23 protein-coding genes and 1 pseudogene are annotated in these 17,205 nt (G+C 70.6%); 4 read left to right on the top strand and 20 right to left on the bottom strand.

Annotation, left to right across the window (positions count from 1 at the left end; genetic code table 11):
* Positions 1 to 118 precede the first annotated feature (118 nt).
* Together AB0B48_RS24390 and AB0B48_RS24395 are read left to right on the top strand one after the other, a co-directional pair.
* Positions 119 to 2,470 (top strand): annotated as a pseudogene (locus tag AB0B48_RS24390) (FtsK/SpoIIIE domain-containing protein); the annotation flags it as partial.
* Positions 2,467 to 3,129: a hypothetical protein gene (locus tag AB0B48_RS24395; protein WP_357205301.1), complete on the top strand. Its 663-nt coding sequence runs from the start codon at positions 2,467 to 2,469 to the stop codon at positions 3,127 to 3,129. The pseudogene AB0B48_RS24390 and the gene AB0B48_RS24395, both read left to right, overlap by 4 nt.
* 92 nt (positions 3,130 to 3,221) lie before the next feature.
* On the opposite strand, the gene fxsT is transcribed toward AB0B48_RS24395, so the two are convergent.
* The 3 genes from fxsT to AB0B48_RS24410 all read right to left on the bottom strand — a co-directional run bounded on the left by fxsT (position 3,222) and on the right by AB0B48_RS24410 (position 7,081).
* Entirely contained in the window at positions 3,222 to 5,408 is a 2,187-nt protein-coding gene (gene fxsT, locus AB0B48_RS24400; RefSeq protein WP_357205304.1) for an FxSxx-COOH system tetratricopeptide repeat protein, read from the bottom strand.
* A 143-nt stretch (positions 5,409 to 5,551) separates the two neighbouring features.
* Positions 5,552 to 6,829 carry a cupin domain-containing protein gene (locus AB0B48_RS24405; protein ID WP_357205307.1) on the bottom strand — a complete coding sequence of 426 codons (1,278 nt, stop codon included), beginning with the start codon at positions 6,827 to 6,829 and terminating at the stop codon, positions 5,552 to 5,554.
* Positions 6,830 to 6,838: 9 nt separating this feature from the next.
* The gene (locus tag AB0B48_RS24410; protein WP_355103103.1) at positions 6,839 to 7,081 is read right to left on the bottom strand and encodes a hypothetical protein; all 243 of its coding nucleotides are present in this window, start codon (positions 7,079 to 7,081) and stop codon (positions 6,839 to 6,841) included.
* A gap of 157 nt (positions 7,082 to 7,238) precedes the next feature.
* Here AB0B48_RS24410 and AB0B48_RS24415 point away from each other — a divergent pair, with 157 nt between their 5' ends.
* Positions 7,239 to 8,000 carry a DUF72 domain-containing protein gene (locus tag AB0B48_RS24415; RefSeq protein WP_357205311.1) on the top strand — a complete coding sequence of 254 codons (762 nt, stop codon included), beginning with the start codon at positions 7,239 to 7,241 and terminating at the stop codon, positions 7,998 to 8,000.
* 44 nt (positions 8,001 to 8,044) lie between these two features.
* Here the strand turns inward: AB0B48_RS24415 and AB0B48_RS24420 are convergent, their stop codons facing one another.
* The 17 genes from AB0B48_RS24420 to AB0B48_RS24500 form a co-directional block, all read right to left on the bottom strand.
* Positions 8,045 to 8,473 (bottom strand): DUF2267 domain-containing protein, encoded by a 429-nt coding sequence (locus AB0B48_RS24420; RefSeq protein ID WP_347661067.1) that lies wholly within the window; start codon positions 8,471 to 8,473, stop codon positions 8,045 to 8,047.
* A complete protein-coding gene (locus AB0B48_RS24425; protein ID WP_112676583.1) occupies positions 8,466 to 8,651 on the bottom strand; it encodes a hypothetical protein in 186 nt (61 codons plus the stop codon). The genes AB0B48_RS24420 and AB0B48_RS24425 overlap by 8 nt, the downstream gene beginning before the upstream one ends.
* Before the next feature lie 271 nt (positions 8,652 to 8,922).
* Positions 8,923 to 9,309 (bottom strand): hypothetical protein, encoded by a 387-nt coding sequence (locus AB0B48_RS24430; protein WP_357205316.1) that lies wholly within the window; start codon positions 9,307 to 9,309, stop codon positions 8,923 to 8,925.
* Positions 9,310 to 9,419: 110 nt separating this feature from the next.
* Positions 9,420 to 10,433 carry a hypothetical protein gene (locus tag AB0B48_RS24435; RefSeq protein ID WP_357205319.1) on the bottom strand — a complete coding sequence of 338 codons (1,014 nt, stop codon included), beginning with the start codon at positions 10,431 to 10,433 and terminating at the stop codon, positions 9,420 to 9,422.
* A gap of 338 nt (positions 10,434 to 10,771) precedes the next feature.
* Positions 10,772 to 11,182 (bottom strand): winged helix-turn-helix domain-containing protein, encoded by a 411-nt coding sequence (locus AB0B48_RS24440; RefSeq protein ID WP_357205322.1) that lies wholly within the window; start codon positions 11,180 to 11,182, stop codon positions 10,772 to 10,774.
* A gap of 65 nt (positions 11,183 to 11,247) precedes the next feature.
* Positions 11,248 to 11,529 (bottom strand): hypothetical protein, encoded by a 282-nt coding sequence (locus AB0B48_RS24445; protein WP_357205325.1) that lies wholly within the window; start codon positions 11,527 to 11,529, stop codon positions 11,248 to 11,250.
* Between the two features lie 138 nt (positions 11,530 to 11,667).
* Positions 11,668 to 13,761: a cell division protein FtsK gene (locus AB0B48_RS24450; RefSeq protein WP_357205328.1), complete on the bottom strand. Its 2,094-nt coding sequence runs from the start codon at positions 13,759 to 13,761 to the stop codon at positions 11,668 to 11,670.
* Positions 13,762 to 13,764: 3 nt separating this feature from the next.
* Positions 13,765 to 14,730: an ABC transporter permease gene (locus tag AB0B48_RS24455; RefSeq protein WP_357205331.1), complete on the bottom strand. Its 966-nt coding sequence runs from the start codon at positions 14,728 to 14,730 to the stop codon at positions 13,765 to 13,767.
* Positions 14,727 to 15,047: a hypothetical protein gene (locus tag AB0B48_RS24460; protein WP_357205333.1), complete on the bottom strand. Its 321-nt coding sequence runs from the start codon at positions 15,045 to 15,047 to the stop codon at positions 14,727 to 14,729. Before AB0B48_RS24460 ends, AB0B48_RS24455 begins: the two co-directional genes overlap by 4 nt.
* Complete coding sequence (locus AB0B48_RS24465; RefSeq protein ID WP_357205336.1) at positions 15,047 to 15,226, bottom strand: hypothetical protein; 180 nt, start codon at positions 15,224 to 15,226, stop codon at positions 15,047 to 15,049. The genes AB0B48_RS24460 and AB0B48_RS24465 overlap by 1 nt, the downstream gene beginning before the upstream one ends.
* The gene (locus AB0B48_RS24470) at positions 15,223 to 15,486 is read right to left on the bottom strand and encodes a hypothetical protein (RefSeq protein WP_357205339.1); all 264 of its coding nucleotides are present in this window, start codon (positions 15,484 to 15,486) and stop codon (positions 15,223 to 15,225) included. Before AB0B48_RS24470 ends, AB0B48_RS24465 begins: the two co-directional genes overlap by 4 nt.
* Complete coding sequence (locus AB0B48_RS24475) at positions 15,483 to 15,632, bottom strand: hypothetical protein (RefSeq protein ID WP_357205342.1); 150 nt, start codon at positions 15,630 to 15,632, stop codon at positions 15,483 to 15,485. The genes AB0B48_RS24470 and AB0B48_RS24475 overlap by 4 nt, the downstream gene beginning before the upstream one ends.
* On the bottom strand, positions 15,632 to 15,820 hold the full coding sequence (locus tag AB0B48_RS24480) for a hypothetical protein (RefSeq protein ID WP_357205345.1): 189 nt from the start codon (positions 15,818 to 15,820) through the stop codon (positions 15,632 to 15,634). The genes AB0B48_RS24475 and AB0B48_RS24480 overlap by 1 nt, the downstream gene beginning before the upstream one ends.
* Before the next feature lie 81 nt (positions 15,821 to 15,901).
* Positions 15,902 to 16,039, bottom strand: coding sequence for a hypothetical protein (locus AB0B48_RS24485; RefSeq protein ID WP_357205348.1), 138 nt, complete (start codon positions 16,037 to 16,039; stop codon positions 15,902 to 15,904).
* An 88-nt stretch (positions 16,040 to 16,127) separates the two neighbouring features.
* The gene (locus AB0B48_RS24490; RefSeq protein WP_357205350.1) at positions 16,128 to 16,268 is read right to left on the bottom strand and encodes a hypothetical protein; all 141 of its coding nucleotides are present in this window, start codon (positions 16,266 to 16,268) and stop codon (positions 16,128 to 16,130) included.
* A gap of 91 nt (positions 16,269 to 16,359) precedes the next feature.
* The gene (locus AB0B48_RS24495; protein ID WP_357205353.1) at positions 16,360 to 16,623 is read right to left on the bottom strand and encodes a hypothetical protein; all 264 of its coding nucleotides are present in this window, start codon (positions 16,621 to 16,623) and stop codon (positions 16,360 to 16,362) included.
* Positions 16,611 to 16,772: a hypothetical protein gene (locus AB0B48_RS24500; RefSeq protein WP_357205357.1), complete on the bottom strand. Its 162-nt coding sequence runs from the start codon at positions 16,770 to 16,772 to the stop codon at positions 16,611 to 16,613. Before AB0B48_RS24500 ends, AB0B48_RS24495 begins: the two co-directional genes overlap by 13 nt.
* A 105-nt stretch (positions 16,773 to 16,877) precedes the next feature.
* Between AB0B48_RS24500 and AB0B48_RS24505 the strand changes: the two genes are divergently transcribed.
* On the top strand, positions 16,878 to 17,111 hold the full coding sequence (locus AB0B48_RS24505; RefSeq protein ID WP_357205360.1) for a hypothetical protein: 234 nt from the start codon (positions 16,878 to 16,880) through the stop codon (positions 17,109 to 17,111).
* Positions 17,112 to 17,205 lie beyond the last annotated feature (94 nt).

The raw sequence follows: 17,205 nt of genomic DNA on the forward strand, positions 1-17,205 counted from the left end.
AGAATCCAAACACATCCCGCCCCATGCACCCTATGGCGCCGAGTCGTCAGGCGAGTTGTCGACCGACTTGTCCGGGCCAGACTCGGCGAGGAGTTGGGCGCCTCCCGCACCCGTCTCAGAGCCGCCCGGCGCGCTTCGGGTCGGCACGGTCCGGATCGACGGCGTCGACCCGGTTCCCGCGCTGGTGCCGTTGCTCGACGCCGGGCACGTGCACCTCTCCGGGGACGACCGCGCCGGCTGCGACGCGGTGGTGTCCGCGTTGCTGCTGCGGGCCGTTGGCCGTGCCGACCCCGGGGTGGTACGACTGGTCGGGTACGACCCGGACCAGCTCGGCGGCGGCCTGGCCGGGTTCGCCCCGCTGGGCACGGCGGGGCTGCTCACCTTCGTCGGCCCGGGCGGGCTGGGCCCGCTGCTCGACGACCTGGTGGAGCAGATCCGCCGGATCAACGAGACGGTCCTCGCCGGCGAGTACGCGTCGCTGCGCGAACTGGCTGCGGCGACCGGCCGACGACCCGAACCGTGGCGGGTGGCGGTGCTGCTCGGCGGGGAGGAACTGAACCGGCACGAGCGCGGGCAACTGGACCGGGTGGTGCGGGCCGGCGCCGCATGCGGCGTACACCTGGTGGTACACGGTGTGCCGTTGCCGGAGGATCCGACGGTGACCCGGGTGGTGGCCGGCGTGTCCGGCGCGCGGATCGGCGGCTCGGCCGGGCTGCCGGTCCGGCTGGACCCACCGCCACCGGCGGCGCTGGTCACCGAGACCTGCCGGGACGTCGCCGCCCGGGTGAACGCGGGCCCGCCGCCGACTCCCTTCACCGACCTGCTGCCCCCGACCGAGCTGATGTGGCGGGAGGACTCCGCCGACGGGCTGACCGCGCCGATCGGTGAGGGCCCACAGGGCCGGCCGGTACGGTTGACGCTCGGCGACTACCCACCGCACGCGCTGATCGGCGGGCCGTCCGGCACCGGCAAGACCAACCTGATCTTCGCGTGGATCGGCGCCCTCGCCGCCCGCTACTCCCCCGCCGAGCTGGAGTTCTACCTGCTGGACTTCAAGGAGGGGGTCTCCTTCGCGCGGTTCGCGCAGGGCCGGCGCGACCCGAGTTGGCTGCCGCACATGCGGCTGGTCGGCATCAACGTCAACACCGACCGGGAGTTCGGACTGGCGCTGCTGCGCTTCCTCGCCGAGGAGTTGCGCCGACGCGCCGACGCGGCCAAGAAACACGAGGTGACCAAGCTGGCGGAGCTGCGGGCGGTCGACCCGACCGGGCACTGGCCCCGCATCGTCGCCGTGGTGGACGAGTTCCAGATGTTGCTGGCCGGCCGGGACGTGGTCGCCCGGGAGGCGGCCGACCTGTTGGAGGACCTGGCCCGCCGCGGCCGGTCCCAGGGCATCCACCTCGTCCTGGCCTCGCAGGACGTGCGGGGCATCGAGGCGCTGTGGGGCCGCCCCGCGCTGGTCGCCCAGTTCGCCCTGCGCATCGCGTTGCCCAAGGCGCTGCGCATCCTCGCCGAGCGCAACGACGCGGCGCAGTCGCTGCCGCGCTGGCACGCGGTGGTCAACGCCGAGTCGGGCATGGTGGAGGGCAACGAGGTGGCCCGCATCCCGGCGGCCAGCGACTGGGAGACCTGGAGCGGGTTGCAGCACCGGCTGTGGCGGATGCGCGCCCCCGACGCGGCGCCGGCCCGGCTCTTCGACGGCGACGCGATCCCCCGGCTGGCGGACGCCCCGGACTTCCGGGCGCTCGCCGTACCGCCGGACGGAACCGCGCCGCGCAACCCGGTGGCCCTGCTCGGCGAGATCATCGACGTGCAGTCCCGCTCGGCGTCGCTGCGGCTGCCGCGCGCCCCGGGCCGCAACCTCGCGGTGCTCGGCACCCGCGTCGACGAGGCGTGCGCGGTGCTCGACGCGGCGGCCCGGTCGCTGGCCCGTCAGCACCCGCCGGGCACCGCCCGGTTCTCCATCGCCTGCCTCGACCCGGACGCCGACCCGATCGCCCGCGCCCTCTACGACGACCTGGCCGACGACGCCGCCTGGTACGACGAGGAGACCGTCGGGGAGCTGATGGCCGAGACGGCCGACGGGCTCGGCGGCCCGGGAAGTCCGCACTACCTGCTGCTGTTCGCCGTCGACGCGGCAGCGGGCGCGTTGGCCGCCCGCACGGGCCGGCGGACCGGCCTGGAGCAGCTGCGCCGGATCATGCACGACGGGCCGGAACGACGCACGCACGTGCTGGCCTGGTGGCGGGGTGTGGCCCGGATGCGCGCCGATCTCGGTGGGCCGGCCGCCCGTACCGACCAGATCGGCGCCTGGGTGGCGCTGGACGCGCACGGCGGCGAGCTGGGCTCGTCGCTCTATCCGGGCACCGGCGGCCCGGACTGGTATCCCCGCCCCTGGCGGGGGCTCTTCTTCGACCGGGCGGTGCACCGCACCGGACAGGTGATCATCCCGTATGGACCGACGCGATGAACGAACCGGTGACCAGCGAGACGTACGCGGCGCAGCTACGGCGGCTGGCCGAGCTCAGCGCGCGGGTACGCGAGCAGCGCGCCGAGGCGCACACCTGGCACGAGCGGCAGTGCGTTGCCGCCGAGCGGGCCGTCGCCGAGGCTGCCGACCAGCTCCAGAACGCCGAGGAGGAACTGGTCGCTGCCCGTGAGCAGCAGGAACGGGTCGACGCCGAGGTGACCCACCTGTGGCAGCAGGTCCGTTCGCGTCTCGGTGCCCGCCGTCTCGGTGGCCCGCCCGCCCCGGCGAACGGCGTCGGGGCCACCGACCCGGTGGTGCTGCTCGCCAAGGCCCGTGACCTGCTCGACCGGGCCGGTCAGCCGGGCGAGCTGCCGGGCTCGGTCAACCCGCTGCTGGCGCTCTGCGGGGTGGCCGGCGCCGTGCTGGCGTACGCGCTGGGGGCCGGCGCCCGCGCGCTCGGCATCGGGTACGGCGGAGACCTGGCGGTCGGGTTGCCGGTGCTGGCGCTGGTGGTGACCCTGCTCGGGCCGCTGGTCGGTCTGGTGCCGGCGCGGGTGCTGGCCGACCGCCGGCACGCGGTGCTCGGCCCCCGGCCGATCACAGTGGTCCTCGGTGCGGGGGTGGTCGCCACCGGGCTGCTGCTGGCCCTCGGCCGCTGATCCGACGAACGGCCCCCGGGTGGCCGCAGTCAACGACCGGACAGGGCGCTCGGGGCGCGAGACAGCACCAGCTAGACACCGGCATTCCCGGCTCAGCCCTGGTGGGACGAGTTCGGAAAAAGGCTCTGAGCCAGGGCCAAGGTTTCGGGATGGTCTGTGCCCAACACCCGCTTGCGACGTTCGAGAGTCTCCTCGTCAAGAGCGCGCGCCTCGTGGAGACTCCCCTCCCGGCGCAGAATTTCAGCGAGGATGGCCGCCGCCTGCAGAGTGCTGCGGTGGTCGGGACCAAGCCTGCGGCTGAGCTCGGCAAGGGACAGGCGGCACGACGTCCTCGCCTCGTCCAGTTCTCCGAGATTCGCGAGGTCGAGAGCGAGTTGGGTCTTGGTAATCAGGGTGTCCGGATGATCGTGACCAAGCACCACTTCCCGGCGGTCCAGAATATGGCGGTGCAGAGCCCTCGCAGCTTCGTGTTCACCAAGCTCGGACATTCGATTAGCCAGATTGTTGGCGGACAGCAGAGTCCTGGGATCATCGTCACCGAAGATCCGCCGCAGGCGAGTGAGAGTGTCGCGGTTCAACTGCCGTGCGTCCTCGTATCTCCCGAGGTCGGCCATGGCCCTGGCGCAGTTGCCAGCCGAAGACAGGGTCTCCGGATCGTCCGGACCGAGCAGGCGCTGCAAACGGGCAAGTGTGTCCGTCTCGATGCCCAACGCGTCGGGATGCGCCGGGGGAAGCGTCGCCGACTGCCGCCGAGCTGCCCGCAGGACATCCAGATCGTCGCTGCCCAGCGATTGGGTCCATCTCTCGCGAGCTGCGCGGGCGAGCTCATTCGCTGATGCGGCCTGTCCGGACAGCTCCAGATACCGGGCGGCATCGAGAACGACTCTTCGATAATCCTGGCTGCCCGCGTCAGCGGATGCGGGGGCCAGCCGTAGATGCGGGCCAACGTGAGCCGTCAGGATGGACCACAGGGGCCAGAGGGCCAACTCAGAGGGGTCGTCGGATCGGTTCGCGGCGAGCAATTCACCGGCCAACTGCCACTGCCTGCTTCGCGTCCGTACGGTGAGCAGATCGCGCACGACTGCCGCCGTCGTGCGGTGCACCACGAGCGACCCCCCGTCCGAGTCGAGCCGCGCAAGGCCGAATTCCACCAGCCGCCCCACCGATGACCTCAGTTTGACGGGTGAGGCCTTGGCGAGGGCGCTTCGACTTCCCTCCTGCGGCATACGAGTGAGCCAGGTGAAGGGAATCGGCTCTGGCCCCAGGAACGAACACAGATTCAGGATGCTGACCCCGACGGGGTCCTCAACACTGAGCCGTTCGACGGAGAGCGCGACCACCGCGGCCAACGACAATTGATATCCGACCGGCCTGCCGCGGTCCAGAATCTCGATCGCATGCGCTTCGATCGCATCGACGTACTCACTGGGCCGCATGCCCGTTGCCACCATGAAACCCGCCGCCTGCGCTACCGCCAGGGGCAGATCGCCCACCGCGTTCGCGACCCTGTCCGCGTCCGACGGGCTGATCCCGCTCAGCTGCGCTGTCAATAAGGACACCGACTCTGTCCGGGAAAATACATCCACTTGAATCAACGCTCCTAGCTGATTCCAGTAGTTGGCTCGCGAGGTGATCAGCACTTGACCGGCACCATCGGGAATTACCGGCGAAACGAGCTCGGTTCCCGGCATGTTGTCCAACACCACCAACCAGCCCCGGTGGCCGCGCAGCCAGACCCGAGCCTTCTCGGCAGCATCCTTGACCGGTGTTCCTTCGGTTGCTTCACCCACTTCGACAGCCAACGCCGCCAACTGTTCGGTTACGAGCGGAGGCTGTTCGGCAGCTATCCACCAAATCACGGAAAAACGCTCTTTGAATCTGTGCGAATATTCGACTGCCAGACTTGTCTTACCGGAACCACCTATGCCGTGCAGACAGACGACAGAGGATTCGAGTCGCAGGTGAAGTTCGTCCAGTATCTGTTCCCGACCGGTGAACAGCGGATTCCGATTCGGCATACGACGCGGGCCCGGCTGCTCAGTCTCGGCGGGGACAACGCTCTTGGATCTCCGGCGCGGCCACAGCAACACCACCTCGGACCCCACGCACATCAGAGTTATGACACCTAAGGTCAACCACGGATTCTGTCGCACCAGCTCAAGGACCCTGGGCCAACGCTGCTGGTCGGAAGCTGCGTTAGCGGCAAGACCTCCCAGCGCAGCCAACATCGGCACACCGGCCACGACCCATCCGGCCGAGCGACGACCATCAGAACCCATGGACGAATCCCTCCGCGGCACCGTCCCCCACATCCAACAGGACGTCGCGTCTGGTGTCACTGGCCGTTCATCAGGTCCTCGAGACGTGAAGCGCCCTGGGCAGGGTGTACCCAGGGCGCTGCGCCGGCCCTCGATGCGACCGGTCAGGCCGGGATCAGGACGGCCTCGCGGAGCAGACGGCGGGCCAGGGTGACCCGGTCGGCGTCGTCGGGCAGGCCGGGCAGGTCGCCGACCCGGGTGACCACTCCGCTGAGCAGGGCGCGGGCGGCCGGCTCGCAGGTCGCCGGAAGGGTGATGGTGCGGTCGAAGAGCCGCAGCGCCACGCTGTCCGACCCGTGCGGCACAAGCTGCCAACGCAGGCCCGGCCGCAGGGTGAGCCGGGAGTCGGCGTCCAGTGTGGCCAGCGCGTCGGCCTGGGCGAGCGGTCGGATCGGCGCCGGGCGGGCGGCCGGCCAGGCGCGCTGGCGCAATCGCGCGGCGACGGCGCTCGGGTCGGCGCGCAGCAGCCAGTCCCGCAGCGCCTCCACGGTCTCGGTCAGCTCCGGCTCGATGGCGTCCGGGTCCGCGACGTCGGTGCCGAACGGCAGGCTGGCCCGCAGTCGCTGGTCCTCGGCGGACAGCGCCAGCAGCTCCTCGACCAGGGCGTAGCGGGTGAGCGCGCGAATGCCCACGGTCAGGTGCAGCGAGCTGGCGTCCTGTGCCTGCGCGCTGTGCAGCCACCCCCGGGGCAGGTAGAGGGCGTCACCGGGGGCGAGCACCACGTCCAGCGCGGCCGGACCCTGCGCGGTGGCGGAGACCTCGTCGGCGCGTCCACCCCACGGCTGCTTCTCCAACGGGTCGGGCAGGACCGGCGGGTGGATCCGCCAGTGCTTGCGGCCGTCGACCTGGAGCACGAACACGTCGTGGGTGTCGTAGTGGGTGGCGAAGCCCTGGCTGCCGGCCGGGGTCAGGTAGGCGTTGATCTGCAACGGCTGGTTGAGCGCGAGGCCCAGGTCGCGGGCGAAGTCGACGAGCGGCGGCCAGATCCGGTGCAACCCCTGCAACACGAGGGTGGCCCCGGACGCGTACTGCTCCAGGACCCGCTCGTCGAGCACCTGGTCGCCGATCTCGGCGCCCGCGCCGCCACCGCCGGTCCAGCGCGAAGCCGCGACCAGCTGGCCGTCCTTGGCGACGCGCAGGAACGGGGTACGCAGACCGCGCCGGCTCAGCAACTCGTCGGCGTCGGCGGGGCTGAGCAGGTCGGTGAAGCCGGCCGGATCGGGCAGTTCGTCGGCTCGGGACAGCAGCGGGGTGTGCCCCCAGTGCGCGGCGGCGAACTTGGCCGGTTCGACCGAGACGCATCGGGCCAGCGCCGCGGTGGCCTCGGCGGACGCAACCGCCGGGCGACCGTGGTGGCCGCCCGGCGGGTCGAGGTAGGTCATTGCGAGCCGCTACCGGGCGCTGCCGTCAGCGCCACCGTCCTGCTGGCCCGGGGTGGCACCGCCATCGGCGGGACCCTCCGCGCTGCCATCGGCGCCACCGTCGTGCTGACCGGGGGTGGCACCACCATCGGCGGGACCCTCCGCGCCGCCGTCGGCGCCACCGTCGTGCTGACCGGGGGTCGCGCCGCCGTCGGCCGGACCCTCCGCGCCGCCGCCGCCGGTGGTCTGCATGTCGTCATCGTTGAGTGCCATCGGTACTCCCTCGGGTGTGCCGCCCCGCCGTACGCCGGGGTCCGTCGTGTTGCGGGTGGTACCCCACGCGCGATCTTCTCTAACCCTCACCGTAGACGCCGAACCGGGGCGACACGGGCAGTTCGCGAGCCGCGGCGGAGAGTGCCAGGATGGGTGGGTGATCCTGGTGGGCACGTCCGGCTGGCAGTACCGGGACTGGCGCGGGCGCTTCTATCCGCAGGGGTTGCCGCAGCGGCTCTGGTTGGAGCACTTCGCAGCCGGGTTCGCCACGGTCGAGGTCAACAACGCCTTCTACCGGTTGCCCGAGCGGGACACCTTCGCCGCCTGGCGGGCGCGCACCCCGGCTGATTTCTGCGTCGCGGTGAAGATGAGCCGCTACCTCACCCACATCAAGCGACTGCGTGACCCGGAGGAGCCGGTGGCCCGGTTCCTCGGCCGCGCCACCGCGCTCGGTGACCGGCTCGGCCCGGTGCTGCTGCAACTGCCACCGAACCTGCGGGCGGACGTGGAGGCGCTGGACGCGACGTTGCGACTGTTCCCGACGCAGGTGCGGGTAGCGGTCGAGCCCCGGCACCCCTCCTGGTGGACCGACGCCACCCGTGCGGTCCTCGAACGGCGTCGGGCAGCGCTGGTCTGGGCGGATCGGCTGGGCCGCCCGGTCGCCCCCCGCTGGCGCACCACCGACTTCGGCTACCTGCGGCTGCACGAGGGGCGGGCACGGCCGTGGCCGCGTTACGGTCGGGCCGCGCTGCGGTCCTGGGTGGGTCGGCTGACCGACGCCTTCGGTGCCGACGAGCCGGCGTACGTCTACTTCAACAACGATCCGGGCGGGGCCGCGATCGTGGACGCCGTGGCGTTCGCCGCGCTCGCCCGCCGGGCCGGGCACCCGGTGTCGCGGGTGCCCGCCGAGGACGACTGAGCCCGCCCGACAGCGGTCGGGCGGGCTCGCGGTGTGTCAGACCGTCACGGCATCATCGTGGCGAGGTCCTTGGGCATGGTGTCCTTCACGTCCTGCCACTCACCCTGGGTGACGTGGCGGCGCAGCGTGTCCAGCACCACCTGCGTCACCCGCTCCGGGCCACCCTCCGCGTCGTACGGGAAGCCCTGCCGAACCTCGTAGAGGAAGTCGTCACGGTTGAGCTTGATCGGCACGTCGGACGGCACCCAGCCATCGAAGTAGATGCCCCGTACCAACACCGGCAACTGTTGGGCGAACTCCACGCTCTCGTCCACCGGCAGCCGGTCGCGCAGCAGGTGCAGCACCGTGCGCAGGGCCGCGTACGACTGGTTGCGCCGTTCCTTCGGCCAGCCGTACGCATTCTCGATGTCCTTGAGAATGAGGTTCGTCTTGTCCAGCGAGGACTCGAACGCCGAGATCATCGAGTCAGCCATCGGTCGACCCCCGTTCCGTGGTGTCCCACCGTCGGTCGTCGGCGCGGCGCGGCGGCCCCACCGGGCCACGGCGGGCCCGCACCGGGCTGCCCTGTGGCGCGCGCCGGGCGTTGTCGGCCGTGCCGACCACGTGCAGGACGGCACCACGCCGTCGATCCGTCACCACTCGAACCGTCATCCCCGTCACCTCCGTGTCGTCTCCGGCGTCGGCCGCCCGTGGACGGCCGAACCCACCGCGTCCACCCTGCCGGCGGGTGGGGTGAGTCGTCCCCACCCTGATCGGGTGAGGTCAGTCGACGTCGAGGAGAGCCGCGAGGGTCGCGGCGTTGGTCTGCGCGTAGTCGCGGTAGCAGTTGTCTGTCCAGTTTCCAGCGCTGTGCTCACCTGCGTTTTCCCAGGACACGTGCAAGCGATCCCCGCATGTTTATCGGGACTACTGTCGGCCGCCCTCAGCCCACCCGCGAGTCGGGGCGGCGGCGGGGTGCCAGCACCACCACGTTGGGCCCGAAGGCGATGGTGTCACCGTCGAGAGGCTCGGCCCACCAGGACCGTTCCTCATCCTCGCGGAGTCGCTGCTCCCGGCGGGCGACAGCCGCGTCCCACTCCCTGCCCTGAGCCTGCCGCTCGACCTCGCGCAGCCGGACTCGATACCCAGCCCACACCGCGACGAGTGTGCAGCCGACGAAGGCAACCAGGACGGCGAAGGCGGCGGCGGTGGAGAGAGTGACGGCGCTGGTGAGGTTGGCGATGCGTACAGCGATGAGGATGGCGGCGGCAGTGGCGGTGGTGTTGCGGATAGTGCGGCACAGACGATCCGGGTCTGCCTGGCGGTGCATTTGCGATCAGCTCCGATCGGGTCGTACTGGGACGGGGGTGTGATCGGAGGTCGGGTCGCGGTACCGGCCTCCAGCCTTCTGCCCGCGTTCGCGCTGCGGGCGAGGCCAGCTCAGGCGGGTCCGGGCTCCAGGTGATCGGTGCGCGAGGCGGGGAGGTCACCGCGGGCGCGCAGCTGCTGGAGCCGCTGGAGGGCAGGCCAGGTGACACCGGTGGTGGTGGCCGCGTAGATCTCGTTGTGGCCGCCAGCGTGCGAGGCCGCAGCGATAGCGTTCATGGCCTGGTCGCCTGACGGCGCAGGGGTAGGGCACGGCTTCAGCGGGACGGGCGTCCGGTCGGCGGTGGGTAGGCCGGTGCGCCGGTCGGTGATGGTGCGGACGACTCCCCGGCCGTGGTCGGGTGTGACGTCGTCATCCCGGTCGGCGGTGCACTGCGGCGCGGGTGCCGGCTGCTCCGTGCTCGCCGTCCAGGGTGCGAGCCCGGGGAGCGCGGTGCTGCTGCCGACGGGGCCGATAACCACGGGCAGGTCGGGCACCTCGACGACGGGCACCTCGGCCGGTTGCTCGGACGGAGCGGTCTCGGCCGGCAGTTCGGTGGTGGCCGGGGCGTCGATCGGCGCGGGCTCGGTCGGCTGCGTCGGGGTTGGCTCGACGACCGGCGGTGCCGGCAGTGACGGGGCCGGGACGACGGGGGTCGGGGTGACGACCGGCGCGGGGGTGGTGGGTGCCGGGACGACGACGTCGACGACGTCTTCCACCACCTCGGTGACGTCGTCGACGATGTCGTCAATCGGCGTAGCCGGCGGCGCGGGCTCCGTGGTGTCGGGCTTTGGCTCTTCGGTGGGCTCGTCGGCCGGGGTGTCCTCGTGCTGCTCGGACTCCGGCTCCGGCTCGGCGGGTGCCTCGGGTTCCTTCGTGGGCTCCGGCTCCGGCTCGGACGTGGGCTCCGGTTCGGGCACCTTGGTCGGCTCGGGCGACACCTCGTCGACGACTTCGCTCACGACGGTGTCCAGCGGCCCCCCCGGCTGCTGGCTGTCGTCGGCGTAGGCGGGCGAGGCGAACGCGATGGCCCCGGCGACGCCACACGCCGCACCGAGGATGAGACGTCGGATGGTGCTGCTCTGCATGGCTTCACCGCCCCCCGGGGTGTTGCGCCGCGTCCGATCGATGGGACTTAATCGCTGCTGTTGCCCCCTGTGCGGGGACGTTCATGAGTGTCGTCCTGATCACCGTGAGGTGACTATCCTGCCCCCGGTGGATGCTGGCCGCGACCTGTGTCGGCGATCTTCATCCGTTCGGTCTGGCGGGATTCCCGCGTAGTTCCTGTCCGGCAGTCCGGTTCATCCGCACTGGGAGCGCTTCTATCCGTGCAACTTGCGTTCAGCATCCGTAACTTCGGGTTGATCAGACACGGCCACGCAGGTCTCTTGCTTGCGATTTCACGCTATCAAGATCGCCCGGCCGGTTAGCTGAACGTGAAGCGTGTCCGGTCCGCCGCGTACTTCCCGCGCTCCCGGCCACCGACCATCACCACCACGATCGGCACCACGATCCCGGGCTCAATGCCCAGCTCGGTGCGCTCGGCGTCGGTGGGCATCCGGGCGATGAACTCCGCGCCGCGCGGCACGCTGACCTTGGTGCGGTCCCGTTCTTCGACCACCCACGCAGGGTATCCGCGCACGGTGCCGATCAGGCCCTCAACCTTGAGGACGTCCATCGTCCGCTGGATGGTGTCGGTGCCGACGCCGTACTCCTGGGCGAGGTGTCGCACCGACGGCAGGTCGTCGCCCGGCCTGAGCTGCCCCGACTGGATGCGCTCGCGCAGCTCGTCGGCGATCTGCCGGTACACCGCTCGCTCGGCGGCGTGGTTGATCACTCGCGCACGGTATAGACAGGGCCGAACTTGTCGGCATAAGGCCCTTGGGCCCTAGGGCGGAAGGGTTAGCGGCTGGCGTTGCGGATCTTCGCGAACCGGTTCCACACCTTCCGACCGAAGCGGAGCCGCTCCCCGGTTGCCTTGCACCGGCGGCACTTGCGCCAAGCCTTGCCGTCATTGCGCTTGAACTTGCCCCGACCGTCGCACTTCGGGCACGGACCGAACGGCCACCAGGCGCACTCGGCGACGTAGTAGAGCGCCCAGACGATCAGGCCCAGAGCGATCCAGGCCCACCAGGGCAGGCCACCCGGCTCGGGGGTAGCGGTAGCGGCGGTCAGGGCGTCCACGGTGCCTCCAGGGGCTGTTTTCGGGGGTGTGAGTGGTGGCGGTGCTACCCGCTACCTCGCCGTGTTGCCGCAGGTCAAGGCGTTGGGCGAGGTAGCGGGTGGGGGTAGCAGCCGTGCTACCGGTAGCAGCGGTTCGTGCTACCTCGACTCGATGGCGCGTCGTTCGATCGCGGCCTCAACCGAGGACTTGTCGCAGCCCTGACCGACGCCCTTCTCGAAGTACTCCGAGTCCTTGACCGACTTGCCCTTGACCCCGAGCTTGCGCACCATCGCGCTGATCGCCTCGGGGGTGATATCGGCGTACGCCTCCGGGTAGGTCTCCTTCAGTCGAGCGGCGAGCGCCGGCCAGGAGATGGTGGCCTTCCCGGCGTAGAAGACGTTGCGGACGTCGTTGAGCACGTCGCGCGCCTCCCGCGCCATGTCCTCACCGGCGGCTTCACCGGTGAGCAGGTCCTCGGCCTCACGGAACATCCGAGCCGCACGCAGGATCTTCTCCGCGTCTTCGGCGTCGGCCAGATGGGTACGCACGATCGGGGTGTTGTCGCTGGCCCCGTAGAGGATGCCGACGCCCTTGTACTCGTCGCCGACTGGCAGGGTGGAGGCGTCGAAGCCCTCGCCGTACGCGTCGCCGCCCAGGACAGCCATGCTGACCTCGCGGTTGCCGCACTTCAGGGCGAAGCGCACGGCGTGGTTGTCGCGGTAGCGGGTGAACAGCCGCTTGATGTTGTCTCCGGCGCCGATGCCGGACGGCTTCTGGCTGCTGGACAGGATGATGACCCCGGCCGACGGGCCGACGGCCATGATGAACGACAGCAGCGACGCGATCTCCTCCGAGGCGTCCTTGTCGTCCAGCTCGTAGTAGACCTGGAACTCCTCCATCACCAGCATGTGCACCCTGAGCTGCTTGTACTTCCGGGACAGCTCTCGGGTGAGCTTCCCCTCCGGGCACTCGGAGGTGGGCAGCTTGGACAAGAAGTCGTTGACCTGCTCGATGTGCTTCTTGAGGTAGCGCAGGGCCGTGATCAGGTGGTTCACCGGGTCGCGGTCGCGGCTGTTGGGCACCGTCCCGAAGATCGCCATGTGCGCGACCAGCCGGAACGCGCTCCAGTCCGGGGAGTTCTTGCCGTCGGCGAAGATGAACACCACGTACGGGTCGAGGACAGCGAACAGCGCTAGCAGGCGAGCGGAGAACGTCTTGCCCTTGCGGGGCTGCGCGCCGACCAGCACGGAAATCCACATCAGCAGCAGCTTGACGAGGTTCCCGCGCTCGTCGAGCCCGAACGGGGCGGGCTTCCAGATGTCGGTGGGCTTGAGCCGCAGCAGCGGGGTCCGACCTGCGGAAATGGCCAGCGGGTCTTGGTCGGCGATGTACAGCATGTGGCTGCGGTGGCTGACCTTGTCGCGGGTGATGAACACCTGGTTGATGGACACGTCGAGACCGGAGGCGATGCCACCCTTGTTCTTGACGGCGTCGTCGAACGTCTTCCCGTAGGGCAACCCGACCATGACCTGCGAGCCGAGCTGCTTGGGGTCGCGGGACATGCTGCCGAGGAACTCAAGCTGCTGCCCCGGCTTGTCCGGGTGGGCGAGCCCGGCGGCGTGGTACGCCCTGGCGACGATGTCGGTGTTCAGCTTGCGGTACCGCTGGGTGACCACGGCCGGCTGGATGATGGGCCGGTTCTGCGGGCGGCCGACGTGCGCGAGCAGTGGTACAGCAATGACCGCGACAACGACGACCGCCCACGTCGGGGCCAGTCGTACCGCGACGTACGCGGCGACGAGCAGCACCACCTCGGCGAGTAGTACGAGGCCGCGGTACAGGCGGGTGGCCTTCACTTCGTTGTGCGTCTTGTGCCACTCCTGCGCGTCACCGCTGTTCGCGGCAACCTGCTTGAGGTGCGTACCGTCCTCGGCCCGGGCGTCGGCGTCCCACCACCAACGCAGCTGCCGACCGCCGACGCGTAGTACGCCGATGATGGCCCAGAACGTGGCCAGGGCGATGTACCACGGGCTGCGTACCACGTGGTATCCGGCGCGGTGGGTGACCTCCCCGCCGACCCGCTTGACGGTGGCCTTGATGTTGGCCGTACCACGCCACTGCGCGGGGATGATCGGGCGTCGGGTGTCGTCCTTGGTGACGACGTCAACGTAGACGGGCTTGCGGGTGTCGGGCTCCTCGTCCAGCTCGATCTCGAAGTGGGTGTCGCGGGGGGTGAGGTCGTCGTCGGCCATGGCTCAGCCCTCCTCTCGCATCAGGTGAACCAGCGCAGCGGCCATGCCGAGCACGGCGACGGGCAGGCACGCAACCAGGGTGGTGATCCACCACGGGGCGGCGATCACCCCTGCGGCTTCGAGCAGGTGGTAGGCGACCTGGCCGAGCGCGCCGACGACCAGCGAGCCGATCGCCGACCAGCGGGCGAACACCTTCGCGCGGGCCGGGACCTGCCCCGACAGCCACACGCGCAGCGCGAACGCGGCGTACGCCTCCACACCGATCGGCAGGGTGATCGCCGAGTCGATGGTGGCCCAGCCGCCGTCGCCGACGATGCCGGGCAGGAGGTTGATGTCGCCGAAGCCGGTGAGTCCGCCGAGGCCGACCCAGCCGCCCCAGATCGCGACCATGGCGGGCAGGGCGATGACCATGACGGGCCATGACCGGACCGTCTTGCGGTCGGTACGTACCGCCGGCTCGGGCTGCGGTACGGGCTGCGGCTGTACCGCCTCGACCGGCTGCGGTACAGGCTCGCGTACCACGGGCTCGGAGACGGGCGGTATGAGCGGCTGTACCACGACCGGTACGGGCGGCGTCGACTTCGGCCGTACCGCAGCGGTACGGCGCGGCTTCGTCGGCGCGGTACGGGTCGGCTCCGTCTTCGCCGGGGCCTTCGGTGTACCGCCGATGGTGGCGCGGTACGCCTTGACCGCCTCGGCGACCATCCCCCGCGATCCCCACGACTCGGGGGCGGCGGACGCCGGCTTGAGGGCGGTGATGGCCTTGTCGATGGAGCCCGGGTCGGCTCCCTTGTAGTGAGCGGCCAGCTCGGCGACCATCGCCCGGACGGCGGGCCGGAGCCCATCGGCGGCGGGACCGAGGGGCACGTCGACCGGGTCCGGGATCGGCGCCGGGTTGGGCCCCAGCGCGACGTCGGCGAGCGGCGGCGCCGGGTCCGTCTCGTCGAGGATGTCGATGGCGGTGTTCATCGGACGGTGGCCTCCTGCTTCAGGCTCAGGTCGGCGAGGGTGGGGGCGGTTGCGGTGGCGGTGACCGCGGCGGGCTGCTCACGCTCCAGCAGCACCGGGCGCAGCGCGTACCGGCGGCGGGCCTCCCGATAGCCGCGCCGAGCCAGCCGGTACGCGCGAGGGCTGGCCCAGATCGCGGCGGCGAGCAGGGCGACGAAGAGCAGGTGCACGGCGCGGGCGAGCACCTTCACCAACTCCCACAGCGAGCGGCCGATGAGGGCGAGCAGGAACGTGCCGGTGCCGCCCTTGCACCCGCAGGTGCCAGAGATGGCGCACATCAGCGCTTGCCGTCCTTCCGGGTGGGCGAGCGGGGGACGTCGAACGGCCTCTTCTCGCTGATGCCCCAGGACCGGCCGCCCTTCGCGGACCCGGAGAAGCCACCCCGGCCTGCGGACTTGAACACGTCAGGGCTGGTCGAGACCTTGCGGGCGGCGGACCGCTCCGGCTTGTGGCTCATCGGGTGACCGCCTTCTGCTGCGGGCTGGCGACGGCGCGACGCTGCACCGGCGGGACGGGGGTCGACTCGCTGGCAGGCCTCCCGCCACCGGCGAGGGCGATCAGGCCCAGGGACAACGCGGCGAACAGCGGCGGGCCAACCACACCCGCGCCAACCAGTTCGACGGGCGGCTGGTCGGTAGGCAGGTGAATGGCGACCTGCCACAGGACGATGCCGGTGACGGACCCGAGCACGTGCCCGGAGATCAGGGACGCCCTCATCGCGCACCCCCGGCCTGCGCGGTGGTGATGCACATGCCGGCTGCGCCGATGTCGCACGGCTTGTCGTGGTGGTTGTAGCCGACGGCCATCGCCATGAGGGCGGTGCCGACGAGCAGGGCACGGGTCATCCAGCGGGGAGCGGCCATCAGGACGCACCCCCCGCAACGAGCACGAGGCGGATGCCGGCGGTCGGCGCGTACGCGGCCGGGTTCGCGGCAACACGGTCGGTGAACAGCTGGAACGCCCGGTCGCGGTCGTTGCCGACGGGCTCGACGGACGTGCGGCGCTCGACACCGGTAGCGGTGACGATGCGCTCTTCGAGCATGATGTGCATGGGTCAGGACTCCGTTTCCTGATCAAGGCCCCGGCCGGCGGTAGGGTCGCCGCGCCGGGGCCGCCTACGTTGGGGGTCAGGTCACTCGCTGGCGAGGCGCTTCAGCTCCCTGGCCAGCGCCTGTCGTTCGGCGGGGGTGGTCTTCTCCACGAACACGCGGCCGATGTTGGCCAGCGCCTTGTCGCCCTCGGCCCGCTTCTCGTCCCTGCTCTTCGCCATCTCGTTCCTCCGTCGTGTCTTGGTCGCCTGCTTGGCGGCCTCCGCTACCCGCCCGGACCGGTGTGGGCCGGGCGGGGTACGCAGGTCGTCAGCGCTTGGTGAAGCCCGGACGAGGCGGGTTCATCCGCAGGTCGACGTCGGCGCGGTACCGCTTGTCCTGCTCCGTGTTGCTGCCCTTGGTCGCGGCGCTGGTCTTGCCGTCGGTGCTGTACTTGTCGCTCTTAGCCATGTCGATCTCCTCCGAGTTGCTGTTGCGGCGGTCCCGGTCGGGCCACCTCCGCGCGGGCACCCGGTGATGGGCGGGTGTCCCACGGAGACGGTCAGCTCTGGTTGGCCAGGCGCTCCTGTGCGGCGGCTTCAGCACGCCAGCGCCGAAGGTTGAGGGTCGCCATCGCCCCGTAGGCGACGCTGGCGACGATGAACCCGTACTGCCCGGTGACCAGCGCGTACGCCAGCCATAGGGCCTGAACGGCGAGGCTGACGGCCCAGCCCTGCCAGAGTCGGCGGCCGGTGAGCCACCACCCGGTGAGGCCGATCAGGGTCAATGCCCAGGACCACCACTGCTCGCTCATCAGCGACGCCACCAGGGGACGTTCTTCTCGGCGGCGATGACGCGGTCGTTGGCCGCCAGGTACTCGGGCGTCTCCTCCATGATCTTGCTGCTGACCTGCTCCAGGTTCTTGCGAGCCGCCTTGTGTTCCCGGATCGCTGCCTGCTTGTCGGCCTTCGCCATCTCGTGCCTCCTGCTCGACCTTGCGGTTATCGTTTCTTCCTGAAACACTAACCCCACCGAAGGGAGAGTGTCAACATGAGACAGGGAAGTGATAACGTGCGAACCGTGATCAGGCCGACGTGGACGCCCACCGACGAGCAGAACGCCGCCATCGAGCAGGCGAAGCAGGTGTGGGCCGCCGCGAAAACCGCCGAGGACGCGGCCTGGAAAGCCACGCAGGCGCTGCGCGACGCGGACATCCCGGACCTGGCCATCTGCGAGCGCATCGAGCAGGTCAGCAAGCCCACCCTCAACCGACGCCTCGGCCCCCGGAAGTCGCGGAGACCTCAGGAGTCCTAGCTCCGGACGGCCATCGCCTCGTCGACCGCATTGTCGACGACCTCCCACACGAGGTGGTGCAGACCGCGCTCGCCGGTGGACCCGATGTACATAC

Source organism: Micromonospora sp. NPDC049089 (assembly GCF_040648775.1).
GTDB lineage: Bacteria > Actinomycetota > Actinomycetes > Mycobacteriales > Micromonosporaceae > Micromonospora.

Bases quoted from the DNA above. Each gene is read 5' to 3' on its own strand.
- AB0B48_RS24395 (WP_357205301.1), top strand. From the start codon at position 2,467: ATGAACGAACCGGTGACCAGCGAGACGTACGCGGCGCAGCTACGGCGG.
- fxsT (WP_357205304.1), bottom strand. From the start codon at position 5,408: ATGGGTTCTGATGGTCGTCGCTCGGCCGGATGGGTCGTGGCCGGTGTG.
- AB0B48_RS24405 (WP_357205307.1), bottom strand. From the start codon at position 6,829: ATGACCTACCTCGACCCGCCGGGCGGCCACCACGGTCGCCCGGCGGTT.
- AB0B48_RS24410 (WP_355103103.1), bottom strand. From the start codon at position 7,081: ATGGCACTCAACGATGACGACATGCAGACCACCGGCGGCGGCGGCGCG.
- AB0B48_RS24420 (WP_347661067.1), bottom strand. From the start codon at position 8,473: ATGGCTGACTCGATGATCTCGGCGTTCGAGTCCTCGCTGGACAAGACG.
- AB0B48_RS24425 (WP_112676583.1), bottom strand. From the start codon at position 8,651: ATGACGGTTCGAGTGGTGACGGATCGACGGCGTGGTGCCGTCCTGCAC.
- AB0B48_RS24430 (WP_357205316.1), bottom strand. From the start codon at position 9,309: ATGCACCGCCAGGCAGACCCGGATCGTCTGTGCCGCACTATCCGCAAC.
- AB0B48_RS24435 (WP_357205319.1), bottom strand. From the start codon at position 10,433: ATGCAGAGCAGCACCATCCGACGTCTCATCCTCGGTGCGGCGTGTGGC.
- AB0B48_RS24450 (WP_357205328.1), bottom strand. From the start codon at position 13,761: ATGGCCGACGACGACCTCACCCCCCGCGACACCCACTTCGAGATCGAG.
- AB0B48_RS24455 (WP_357205331.1), bottom strand. From the start codon at position 14,730: ATGAACACCGCCATCGACATCCTCGACGAGACGGACCCGGCGCCGCCG.
- AB0B48_RS24460 (WP_357205333.1), bottom strand. From the start codon at position 15,047: ATGTGCGCCATCTCTGGCACCTGCGGGTGCAAGGGCGGCACCGGCACG.
- AB0B48_RS24465 (WP_357205336.1), bottom strand. From the start codon at position 15,226: ATGAGCCACAAGCCGGAGCGGTCCGCCGCCCGCAAGGTCTCGACCAGC.
- AB0B48_RS24470 (WP_357205339.1), bottom strand. From the start codon at position 15,486: ATGAGGGCGTCCCTGATCTCCGGGCACGTGCTCGGGTCCGTCACCGGC.
- AB0B48_RS24475 (WP_357205342.1), bottom strand. From the start codon at position 15,632: ATGGCCGCTCCCCGCTGGATGACCCGTGCCCTGCTCGTCGGCACCGCC.
- AB0B48_RS24480 (WP_357205345.1), bottom strand. From the start codon at position 15,820: ATGCACATCATGCTCGAAGAGCGCATCGTCACCGCTACCGGTGTCGAG.
- AB0B48_RS24485 (WP_357205348.1), bottom strand. From the start codon at position 16,039: ATGGCGAAGAGCAGGGACGAGAAGCGGGCCGAGGGCGACAAGGCGCTG.
- AB0B48_RS24490 (WP_357205350.1), bottom strand. From the start codon at position 16,268: ATGGCTAAGAGCGACAAGTACAGCACCGACGGCAAGACCAGCGCCGCG.
- AB0B48_RS24500 (WP_357205357.1), bottom strand. From the start codon at position 16,772: ATGGCGAAGGCCGACAAGCAGGCAGCGATCCGGGAACACAAGGCGGCT.